The 10,850-nt window shown below is 65.1% G+C and carries 8 protein-coding genes; 1 reads left to right on the top strand and 7 read right to left on the bottom strand.

Features of this window, described 5'->3' with window-relative positions:
• Window positions 1-6: 6 nt before the first annotated feature.
• From nirD to AC1MH0_RS00125, 7 genes are all read right to left on the bottom strand, one after another.
• The gene (nirD, locus tag AC1MH0_RS00095) at window positions 7-345 is read right to left on the bottom strand and encodes a nitrite reductase small subunit NirD (protein WP_192238839.1); all 339 of its coding nucleotides are present in this window, start codon (window positions 343-345) and stop codon (window positions 7-9) included.
• Window positions 342-2,843 carry a nitrite reductase large subunit NirB gene (gene nirB, locus AC1MH0_RS00100; RefSeq protein WP_480964129.1) on the bottom strand — a complete coding sequence of 834 codons (2,502 nt, stop codon included), beginning with the start codon at window positions 2,841-2,843 and terminating at the stop codon, window positions 342-344. The genes nirD and nirB overlap by 4 nt, the downstream gene beginning before the upstream one ends.
• Window positions 2,844-2,881: 38 nt before the next feature.
• Window positions 2,882-4,264, bottom strand: a complete 1,383-nt coding sequence (locus AC1MH0_RS00105) for an MFS transporter (protein WP_480964130.1) — start codon at window positions 4,262-4,264, stop codon at window positions 2,882-2,884.
• Between the two features lie 351 nt (window positions 4,265-4,615).
• Window positions 4,616-5,830, bottom strand: coding sequence for a CmpA/NrtA family ABC transporter substrate-binding protein (locus AC1MH0_RS00110; protein ID WP_480964131.1), 1,215 nt, complete (start codon window positions 5,828-5,830; stop codon window positions 4,616-4,618).
• Window positions 5,830-6,408 carry an ANTAR domain-containing response regulator gene (locus tag AC1MH0_RS00115; RefSeq protein ID WP_480964132.1) on the bottom strand — a complete coding sequence of 193 codons (579 nt, stop codon included), beginning with the start codon at window positions 6,406-6,408 and terminating at the stop codon, window positions 5,830-5,832. The genes AC1MH0_RS00110 and AC1MH0_RS00115 overlap by 1 nt, the downstream gene beginning before the upstream one ends.
• Before the next feature lie 493 nt (window positions 6,409-6,901).
• Window positions 6,902-7,285, bottom strand: coding sequence for a Cu(I)-responsive transcriptional regulator (gene cueR / locus AC1MH0_RS00120; RefSeq protein WP_480964133.1), 384 nt, complete (start codon window positions 7,283-7,285; stop codon window positions 6,902-6,904).
• Window positions 7,282-9,636 carry a heavy metal translocating P-type ATPase gene (locus AC1MH0_RS00125; protein ID WP_480964134.1) on the bottom strand — a complete coding sequence of 785 codons (2,355 nt, stop codon included), beginning with the start codon at window positions 9,634-9,636 and terminating at the stop codon, window positions 7,282-7,284. Before AC1MH0_RS00125 ends, cueR begins: the two co-directional genes overlap by 4 nt.
• Window positions 9,637-10,116: 480 nt before the next feature.
• On the opposite strand from AC1MH0_RS00125, the gene AC1MH0_RS00130 reads away from it, so the two are divergent.
• A complete protein-coding gene (locus AC1MH0_RS00130; RefSeq protein WP_480964135.1) occupies window positions 10,117-10,803 on the top strand; it encodes an NAD(P)H-dependent oxidoreductase in 687 nt (228 codons plus the stop codon).
• Window positions 10,804-10,850 lie beyond the last annotated feature (47 nt).

Below are 10,850 nucleotides of genomic sequence, written 5' to 3' on the forward strand. Positions count from 1 at the left end.
GCGCGATCATGCGGCGGCTTTCATGGTCGATGTGCGGCACAACAACACACGGCCACCGCTCACCTTCACCGGAATAACCGGCGTACACCCCTTGTCCTCACCCAGCGCCTCGCCCGTATCCAGCGCGATCCGCCAGTTGTGCAGCGGGCACGCCACCGCGCCGCCGTGCACGATGCCCTGCGACAGCCGGCCGCCCTTGTGCGGGCACCGATCGGCGAGCGCGAAGACCTTGCCGTCGCCGGTTCGGAACACCGCGATGTCGTCGCCGCCGGCGACCTGCACCGTCCGGCTGCCGCGGACCGGGATCTCGTCGACCCAGCCGATATCGAGCCATTCGCCGATCACGCCATTTCCCTCGATGCGTCCAGAGGTGTGAAGCGCGCCATCGGCGCATGCTGTTCGCGGTGCTCGCCCGCCGCACGGGCCGCCCACGGATCGTCCTGCGTAAACTGCTGCGAGAACAGGAACCGTGCCGCCAGCGCATCGCGGCCCTCCGGATCGTCGGCGATCCGTTCGCGAATGTATTCCACGCCGATCCGCTCGATCCACGGCGCGGTGCGTTCCAGATAGCGCGCTTCCTCGCGGTACAACTGGATGAACGCGGCGCAGTAATGCATCGCCTCTTCTTCGGTCGCGACCTTGCACAGGAAGTCGGTCGCGCGGACCTTGATCCCGCCATTGCCGCCGACCGACAGCTCGTAGCCGCTGTCGACGCAGACCACGCCGAAATCCTTGATCGTCGCCTCGGCGCAGTTGCGCGGGCAGCCGCTGACCGCGATCTTGAACTTATGCGGCATCCAACTGCCCCAGGTCATCCGCTCGACCTTGACGCCGAGCCCGGTCGAATCCTGCGTTCCGAACCGGCACCAGTCCGACCCGACGCAGGTCTTCACGGTGCGCAGCGATTTGCCGTACGCATGTCCGCTGACCATCCCGGCGGCATTGAGATCGGCCCAGACCGCGGGCAGGTCCTCCTTCTTGATCCCGAAGATGTCGAGCCGCTGGCCGCCCGTCACCTTGACCATCGGCGCGTCGTATTTCTCGACGACATCGGCGATCGCGCGCAGCTCGCGCGGGTTGGTGAGCCCGCCCCACATCCGCGGCACGACCGAATAGGTGCCGTCCTTCTGGATGTTCGCGTGCACGCGCTCGTTGACGTAGCGGCTCTGCTGGTCGTCCTTGTAGTCGCCGGGCAACGCGCAGAGCAGGTAGTAATTGAGCGCAGGCCGGCACGACGAACATCCGTCGGGCGTCGACCAGCTCATCTTCTGCATCACTTCGGGGATCGATCGCATACCCTGTGCGACGATCTCGCGGCGGACGTCATCGTGGCCGAAGCTGGTGCATTTGCACATCGTCTTCACCGAACGTTCGCCCGAATACTCGTCGCCCAGCGTGACCGCGAGCAGCGTCTCGACCAGCCCGGTACACGATCCGCACGATGCCGACGCCTTGCAGGTCGCACGGACCGCGTCGAGCGTCGCGTTGCCGGCGCCGATGCACGCTACGACCTTGCCCTTCGTTACGCCGTTGCAGCCGCAGATCTCCGCATCGTCGGAAAGCGCCGCAACGGCCGCCTTAGGGTCCGCCGTGCCTCCTCCCGAGGCGAACGACTGGCCGAAGATCAGCATGTCGCGGATCGGGGCGATGTCTTCCGCCCGCTTGAGCAGATCGAAATACCAGCCGCCATCGGTCGTGTCGCCGTACAGCACTGCGCCGACGATCCGGTCGTCCTTGACCACGACGCGCTTGTAGATGCCGCGCGACGCATCGCGCAGGACGATGTCCTCCGCGCCGGCGCCGCCCGAGAAATCGCCTGCCGAGAATACATCGAGCCCGGCGACCTTCAACTTGGTCGAGGTCACCGATCCGCGATAGCCGCTGTGACTGTCGGTCAGCCCGTCGGCCAATGCGCGGCACATGTCCCACAGCGGCGCGACGAGGCCGTAGACGTTGCCGTCATGCTCGACGCATTCGCCGACCGCGAGGATCGACGGGTCGCTGGTGACCATGTGGTCGTCGACCTTGATTCCGCGGCCGATCTCCAGCCCTGCGTCACGCGCGAGGGCGACGGAGGGGCGGATGCCGACCGCCATGACGACGAGGCTGGCGGGGATCAGCGTGCCGTCCTTGAGCAGCACGCCCTCGACGTGAGTATCGCCGATGATCTCCGCCGTGTTCGCTTCGGTGAGAATAACCTGGCCGCGCGATTCCAGCGCCGACTTCAGCAACCACCCTGCCGCTTCGTCGAGCTGGCGCTCCATCAGCGTCGGCATCAGGTGGATCACCGTGACCTTCATCCCGCGCAACGTGAGCCCGTGTGCGGCCTCCAGCCCGAGCAGCCCGCCGCCGATGACGACCGCGGCGCCACCCTTGCCCGCAGCTTCCAGCATGTGGTCGACGTCCGCCATGTCGCGGAACGAGATCACGCCGGGGAGGTCCTTGCCGGGGACGGGGATGATGAACGGATCGGAGCCGGTCGCGATCAGCAGCCGGTCGTACGATACCGTCAGCCCCGACCGTGCGGTCACGGTCTTGGCGGCGCGGTCGATCGCCTGCACCGGGTCGCTCGTCACCAGCTCTATGGTGTTGGTCGCGTACCAGGCGTGGTCGTTGATGACGATCTGCTCGAACGTCTTCTCACCCGCCAGCACCGGCGACAGCATGATGCGGTTGTAGTTCACGTGCGGCTCGGCACCGAAGATCGTCACGCGGTACCGGGTCGGATCGCGCGCGATCAGTTCCTCGACCGCGCGACAGCCGGCCATGCCGTTGCCGATCACGACGAGATGCTCGCGCCGCTTGGAAAAGGGGGTGTCGGGGGAGGGGGTTTGGTGTTCCATCAGATCGTCCAGTCGGGTTGGAGCCGGGGAAGGGAGGGTCATGCGGGGAGCGCGCCGTTGACCGAGCGGTCGCTGGTGCGGCGTGCGTCGAGCGCGGCGTCGAGCAGCGCGCGCTCGTCCGATTTGTGCGTGGCGGAGAAGCGGACGGCTAGCGCGCAGACCGCGGTGCCCGCGACGACGTAGCCGAGCACGATGAGGCATTGCTGCGGGGTCGCCGACGCCTTGTTGAGGAACCCCGCCGCGACCGCGCCGATGTTGCCGCCCGCGCCGATCAGCCCGGCAACACCGCCCAGCGCCTTGCGGTCGATGAACGGCACCAGCGCATAGGTCGCGCCGCACGCCATGTGCGTGAACAGCCCGAACATCGTCATGGCGAGGATCGCGAGCGTGACGCTGCCGGCATGACCGAACAGCACCAGCCCGACGCCTTCGCCGAGCATCAGCGCGAACAACAGCAGCGCGCGGCCGTCGAGGCCCTTCACGAGCGCGATCCGATCGCTGGCGATTCCCCCGAGCGCACGGGCAAAGAGCGCAAGCCCGCCGAAGATCCCTGCTGCCAGCCCCGCATTGGTCAGCGAAAGCCCGAACCGATCGACGTAATAACTTGCGGCAATATTATGAATGAAGATCTCGACCCCGAAGCACGCGCCGTACGTCGCGGCGAGCATCCAGGTACGGTAATTGGCGGCGGCGCGGCGAAAGATCGCCATCCCCGTCGCCTTGCCGCCGTCGAGTTCGATCCCCGCTGCGCGGAGGTCGACGATGTCGCCCTGCGGCGTGTCCTGCGTGTAGCGCGCGTAGACGAACGCCATCGCGAGCATCGCGACGCCCGGCACGAACATCGCCGCGCGCCAGCCGAACGCGTGCTCGACGCCGAGGCCGACGAGCGCCGCGACGACCAGCGGCATCAGGCTCTGCGCCGCGCCGCCGCCGGCATTGCCCCAGCCACCGACGGTCGCGTTGGCGGTGCCGACGACGTTGGGCGCGAACATCACGCTCGTATGATATTGCGTGATGACGAACGACGCGCCGATCGCGCCGATCGCGAGGCGGAAGAACAGGAACGTCTCGTACGTCTGCGCGAACGCCAGCCCGAACACCGGGATCGCACCGATCAGCAGCAGCCACGTATAGGTGCGGCGCGGGCCGAACCGGTCGCAGAGCGGCCCGACGACCAGCCGCACCAGGATCGTCACCGCGACCGCGGCGATGTTGATGTTGGCGATCTGATCCTTGCTCAAGCCGAACTCGGCCTTGATCAGCGGCATCAACGGCGCGGCGGCGAACCACGCGAAGAAGCACACGAAGAACGCGAGCCACGTAACGTGGAACGCGCGCATCTGCGGCGTGGAAGCACTGAACAGGTCGATCCTGGTGGCTTTCGGCGCGGCGGTGTCGATACCCGGTGATGCGAACAACATGGTCGGTTCCCCATCTGCGATGGACAAAGAAAAAGCCGCCCCGACAGCGACCTTGCGGACGCATCGGAGCGGCTTCGTTGCCTATGGACGATCGGTGGATCGCCCTACGCGATCAGGTCCCGTCGTTGGAACCGGTCTCGCGATAATTTCGTGTCCGACTCCCTGACCGGACCATGCAAAGATGACCGAAGTGGCCGTATCGCGCAAGCGTCATTTCGCGGGTGCAGCAGATTTGGGTTGGGCTCCCGAACCACCATCGCCTTCCCCTACTTTGTTACCCCGCGAAGGCGGGGACCTAGACTGGGCTCCCGCCTTCGCGGGAGAACTAGGAGGAGAGTGCAGCGCTCGCTTTTATGGCAACCCGGCCAGATACCCCTCGATATCGTCCGGATCGAACGCCCGCCGATCGAAGAACGCATCGCGCCCCAGGATCAGCCGTCCTTGCGTCGACCCCGCCCCAATGCTGTCCGCGCCGATAGCCCCTTCGAGCTTCGAACTCGCATTCGGCAACGGCGCGCCCGAGCCCGCCAGCGCCGCGCGGTACACGTCCGGCCGGAACACCCCCTGCGCGATCTCCGCCTCTTCTGCCGAGAATGGCGTGCCGTCCCAGCGCACCATCTGCGAATACAGCCACGCCGCCTGACTGCGCCACGGGAAGTTCGCCGCCTCGCGGTACTGGAACATGAAGTCCGGCACGTGGATGGGCACCGCGTCCTTCACCAGCCGCACCCGGTCGCCGATCGCCCGCGACACCGCATCGACCGGGGCATCTAGATATTCCGCGCGAGCGAGAATGGCTGCATTCGCCTCAAGCGTATCCGGATCGACGAACTGCGCAGCCGCGGCGTGCAGTGCACGGATCAGCCGGTGGACGACGTCGCCGCGCTCGACCAGCGTCTCCGCACGCATCGCCAGCACCTTCTCGACGCCACGCTGCCAGACCTGCGCCGTTACCAGCGCGATCCGCCCGACCCCCCGATCCACCGCGACGCCGTTCCAGGGCTCGCCGACGCAGATGCCGTCGACTTCGCCCGCCGCCAGCGCATCGGCGGCGAAGGTCGGGCTGGTCGTGACGATCTCGACGTCGGTATCTGGGCGGATGCCGACCGCGGCGAGCCAGTAGCGCAGCATGTAGTTATGGCTCGAATAGCGATGCACCACGCCGAACCGCAGCCGCCGCCCCGTCGCGGCACGCTCGGTTGCGACCGCCTTCAGTCGCGCACCCAGCACGACCGGATCGCCGAGCGTATCGCCCTCCATTACCTGCGCCGCGAGCGGCAGCGATAGCGTGATCGCATTGCCGTTGAGCCCCAGCACGAACGGCACTGCCATCGCTACTGCTGGGCGCCCACGCCCCAATGCCGTCGCGATCGCCAGCGGCGCGACCATGTGCGCGGCATCTGTATGTCCGTACAGCAGCCGATCGCGCACCGTCGCCCAGGTCATGTCGCGGACGAGTTTGATCTCCAGTCCCTCGGCCTCGGCGAACCCGCGTTCGCGCGCGAGGATCGGCAGCGCCGCATCGACGAGCGGGAGGAAACCGATGCGAACACGGTCGAGCACCATCACAAATCTCCCATGAGCGCATCGCTGGTGATGATCGCGTCGGCGATCTCGGCGATCCTGCGGTTGGATCGCATCGCCTGCGCGCGAAGCAGGCCGTAAGCTGTCGGCTCGTCGATACCGCGGCATTTCATCAGGATCGCCTTGGCACGATCGACGGTGGTGCGATCGGCCAGCGCGCTCCGTGCCTCGTGCAGCTCGGCATGCAACCTTGCGAACGCCTGGAACCGGCGGATCGCGAGGTCGATGACCGGCTTGATCCGCTGCTTGGCGAGCCCGTCGACGATATAGGCCGAGACGCCTGCATCAACCGCCGCGTTCGTGGACTCTGCGTCGCTTTGATCGACGAACATCGCGATCGGTCGGGCGAGGGCGCGCGATACGGCGAAGAACTCCTCGAGCACGTCGCGGCTCGGATTTTCGAGGTTGATCAACACCACTTCGGGCGCTGCCTTCTCCAACGCCGCGACCATCCCGAGCATGCCGTAGATAACGACAATATCGTCGAGTCCGGCCTCACGCAGGCCTTCCGAAATGATCGCAGCACGTGTCGTGCTCGTGTCGATGATCGCGATCCGCATCACGCAGTCTTATGCTGCACCGATCCTCATGGCGAGGGCACATCGAACGCATCGCCATGTCGTCGAGCATGCCCTGACGGAGCGGGGTAACGGACTTTTGGGTGGCTTAAGCGCGATGCCCCGCGATGGCAGCGGCGTAGCCGCCTTCTGACAAGCCAATCTTTATGGAAAAGGCAGCGAGGGCCTAATGTCAGCTATCGCTGTTGCCTTAGTGGATGCCGACCGTCCGCTTTCCTTTCTAAATCGTACTAAGATAGTGCCTCGCCCAGAGGTGAATGAGTGTCTGAAGTTGGGAGCTGCGAACGGACCGTGAATGTCCGGGTATGGGTCAGCGGAGCATTCACGTCGGGCCTCACCGAAAGCACGAACTAGCGGCAGGCCGGGGCAGTACCGTATCCGATCTTTGATGCACGTGAGCGACAGCAGGCTGGCCCGGGTGACGCAAAACACCTGTTTGTCGAGCATCCGAGAAAGCGACAGCGTTTTCCGCCACCTATTCTGCCAAGCGATCGATGATCGGACAATCCGGCCGATCATCGCCGTGGCACGCTTGGGCAAGATGGATCAGCGATCGTTGCATACTTTCCAGAGCGCGGGCTTTACGACCCAGCTCGGCAGCGCGAGACTCAGCCAGCGCCTTCACTTCCGCGCTCGATCGCGCCCGATCGGACCACAGCCCGAGCAGCGTGCGGATTTCCTCGATCGGAAAACCCAAGTCGCGTGCATTGGCGATGAAGCGAAGGCGTTGAACGTCGCTATCGGTATAGTCCCGGTAGGTGCCGCGTCGAACTGGCGCGGGCACCAGGCCAATCTTCTCATAATGGCGGATCATCCGCTGCGAGATGCCGCTGGCACCCGATGCCGTTCCGATATTCATAGCTTCACCGTGTTCAGCCGCAGCGCGTTGAGGACCACGGTAAAGGACGAGAGCGCCATCGCTGCGCCGGCCAGCATTGGCGAGAGCAGAATGCCCGCCACGGGGTAGAGCACTCCGGCCGCGACCGGCACGCCGATACCGTTGAACAGGAAGGAGAAGAACAGATTCTGCCGGATATTCCGCATCGTCGCCTGCGCGAGCTTGCGCGCTCGCACGATCGCCAAAAGATCGCCGCGCGTGAGCGTCATCCCGGCGCTTTCGATCGCCACGTCCGTTCCCGTGCCCATCGCCAGGCCTACGTCCGCAGCTGCCAGCGCTGGAGCGTCGTTGATGCCATCACCGGCCATCGCGACCTTGGCGCCGGACGCTTTCAACTCGCCGATGATACGCGCCTTATCTTCAGGGAGCAGACCGGCGCGCACGTCGTCGAGCCCGCCAACCGCGCGAGCGACCGCATCGGCGGTCGTTTGGTTGTCACCAGTCAGCATGATGACGCGGAGCCCTTGTTGGCGAAGCGCGGCGATTGCCTCATTGGCATTGGCGCGAACCGGATCGGCGACCGCGAGCAGGCCGGCAAGCGCGCCATCGATCGCCACTAGAATGACGCCTGCACCGTCGCCGCGATGACGATTGGCGGCTTCATCGAGCGGCTTAGGATCAGCGCCGACCCGGTTCATTTGCGCGGCGTTCCCGATCACGACCGACCGACCGTCCACCGTGGCGCTGACACCCAGACCAGTTTGCGAGACGAAATCGGCGACCGTCCCGAGCTGCAATTCACGTTCTTTCGCGGCGACGACGATCGCGTGGGCGAGTGGGTGTTCGGATTGCCCTTCAACCGCAGCAGCGAGGGCAAGCAGGTCGTTTTCCTCGACGGCACCGACCGTTTCGACCGCGATCAGCGACGGTTTGCCTTCCGTAAGCGTGCCCGTCTTGTCGATGACCAGCGTATCGACCTTTTCGAGGCCCTGTAGCGCTTCGGCATTCTTAACCAGAACGCCAGCCTGAGCCCCGCGGCCCGTCCCGACCATGATCGACATGGGAGTAGCGAGACCGAGCGCACAGGGACAGGCGATGACCAGCACCGCAATGGCGTTGAGCAACGCGTGACCCATCCGCGGCTCTGGCCCGACCAACGACCACACCACGAAGGTCGCGATAGAAACGAGTACGACCAGGGGCACGAACCAACCCGATACCCGATCGGCGACTGCCTGGATTGGAGCACGGCTGCGCTGCGCATCGGCGACCATGCGGACGATGCGGGCGAGCATCGTATCCGAACCGACAGCGCGGGCTTCCACGACCAAGCTTCCTGTGCCGTTGACCGTGCCTCCGGTGACGGCCGCCTCGACATCCTTGAGGACTGGTGCGGGTTCGCCGGTGAGCATGGATTCATCGACCGAGGAACGGCCCTCGATCACCACGCCGTCAACGGGGATCGCATCCCCGGGGCGAACCCGCAGTCGATCGCCGGTTGCCACATCAGCAAGGCTGACTTCCTCTTCTGAGCCGTCCGACCGGACCCGACGCGCAGTCTTGGGGGCAAGATCCATGAGGGCACGTATCGCGCGTCCCGTTGCCGCCCTTGCGCGCAGTTCGAGAACTTGTCCGAGCAGCACCAGCGCCACCACGACGCCAGCGGCTTCGTAGTGAACCGGGACTACGCCCCCGTGCATTCGGAACGTCGGGGGGAAGATGCCCGGCGCAACCGTCGCGACTAAGCTGTAGAGGAAGGCAGCACCGACCCCGATCGAGATCAGCGTGAACATATTGAGATGGCGGGTGCGAAGCGAGGTCCATCCCCGCTGGAAAAATGGCAAGCCCGCCCACAACACTATCGGCGCGGTGAGCGCGAGCTGTACCCAAGGCGATGCGGCAGGACTGACGACATGGACGCCGAGCATTTCGGCGACCATCGAGATCGCCAGCAGCGGCACGGCGAGCACGCCCGCTACCCATAGCCGGCGCGTGAAATCCACCAGCTCAGGATTAGGCCCATCGTCGAGCGACGGCTCCTCCGGTTCGAGCGCCATACCGCAAATCGGGCACTTCCCCGGTCCCTCCTGACGGATTTGCGGGTGCATCGGGCACGTCCAGATCGCCCCTGGTGTTGCCTTGGGTTCCGGTTCTGGCGTGTCGCCAAGATATGCGTCAGGATTGGCGGCGAACTTGGTCCGGCATCCGGCGCTGCAAAAATGATAGGATTGGTCGGCGTGCTCGGCGTGATGCGCCGTTTTCGCTGAATCGATCGTCATCCCGCACACCGGGTCCGTGACTGTCGCCGCGCCGTCAGCGACCTTGCCGCCAGCGCAGCAAGTACCTGATCCGGCGGTTTGTTTTGCCGTCACTGGCGTGCCCGAGCAGCAAGACGCGGGCGCAACAGCGGCCTCCGCCGCTGGCTTTGCCGAGCAGCCGCAACCCCCGGCATGGGAATGGGAATGAGGGGCGTTCATGACGTGAAACTCCTTCGACCCGAGGGTATGTAGGGTCTAACACCATGTCAGGGTCAAGGCCCGGTGCCGGCTATTCGCGATACCGTCCGAAAAACACCTCGTTCCCGACAGGGCGGCTCCGGATCGCTACAAGCATTATGCGGGGGTAGTGACGCCAGCTTGGACGTGTCGTCTATTGGCTCTTCGCTATCTTGCGTCTGGCGGCTGCGGGGCAGTCCCGCAATTTTAGGTACAACTGCGTAGTTTCCGAGGCTGATCCGAACGACGGCAAACGCCTAGCTCAACGTCTCCTTGCAGCATGCGCCCAGCCGTTCGGCAGAATGCTCTGCCCGGACACCCCGTGCGGCGTCGCTACGTAGAAGATCGGGTCTTACGATGAGCATACAGGAAGAGGTCATCGCCCGCGATGGGCGCCACGCGGTGATTGTCTGCCATCCCGACCCTGACAGCTTCAACCATGCGATCGCTGCCCGCTACTGCGACGAAGTACGCGCGGCGGGGCAGACCGTCGTCGTGCGCGACCTCTATGCCATGCACTTCGATCCCATCCTGAAGGCGGACGAGCGACCGACGCTCGCCGATCCGGTCCGATCACACGATGTGATGGCCGAGCACGAGATCCTGTTGGGGTGCGACGTATTCGTCCTGATCTATCCGATCTGGTTCGGGTCACCGCCTGCCATGATGAAAGGTTATGTCGAACGGGTGTTCGGCGCCGGCGTATCGCCTAACGACGTTCGTCATCAGGCACGTGGCGACCTGCTCGGCAACAAGCGGCTACTCAGTTTCACCACCTCGGCGATGTCGGAACCCTGGCTTGCCCAGGAAGGGCAGGAGATGGGTCTGGGGGCGGTCTTCGACGACTATATCGTCCACGCCTTCGGCATGCACTCGCGCGAGCACAAACGGTTCGCGCTGATTACCGACAAGACGGGTCAGCAATCCGCCGCCACCTATCTTTGGGAGGTGGCGCAGCAGGCACATCGGACCTGCGCGCAGATCGCATTCGGCGACGAAGCGCTGATGCGCGATCCCCAACTCGCGCGGCGATTTTCACGATGACGGTGCCTGCGTCCGCCATCTTACCCATCTTATCGAAGGACTTTTCT

The organism is Sphingomonas sp. AP28, assembly GCF_056680455.1.

Bases quoted from the DNA above. Each gene is read 5' to 3' on its own strand.
- cueR (WP_480964133.1), bottom strand. From the start codon at position 7,285: ATGAATATCGGAACGGCATCGGGTGCCAGCGGCATCTCGCAGCGGATG.
- AC1MH0_RS00105 (WP_480964130.1), bottom strand. From the start codon at position 4,264: ATGTTGTTCGCATCACCGGGTATCGACACCGCCGCGCCGAAAGCCACC.
- nirB (WP_480964129.1), bottom strand. From the start codon at position 2,843: ATGGAACACCAAACCCCCTCCCCCGACACCCCCTTTTCCAAGCGGCGC.
- AC1MH0_RS00130 (WP_480964135.1), top strand. From the start codon at position 10,117: ATGAGCATACAGGAAGAGGTCATCGCCCGCGATGGGCGCCACGCGGTG.
- AC1MH0_RS00110 (WP_480964131.1), bottom strand. From the start codon at position 5,830: ATGGTGCTCGACCGTGTTCGCATCGGTTTCCTCCCGCTCGTCGATGCG.
- AC1MH0_RS00115 (WP_480964132.1), bottom strand. From the start codon at position 6,408: ATGCGGATCGCGATCATCGACACGAGCACGACACGTGCTGCGATCATT.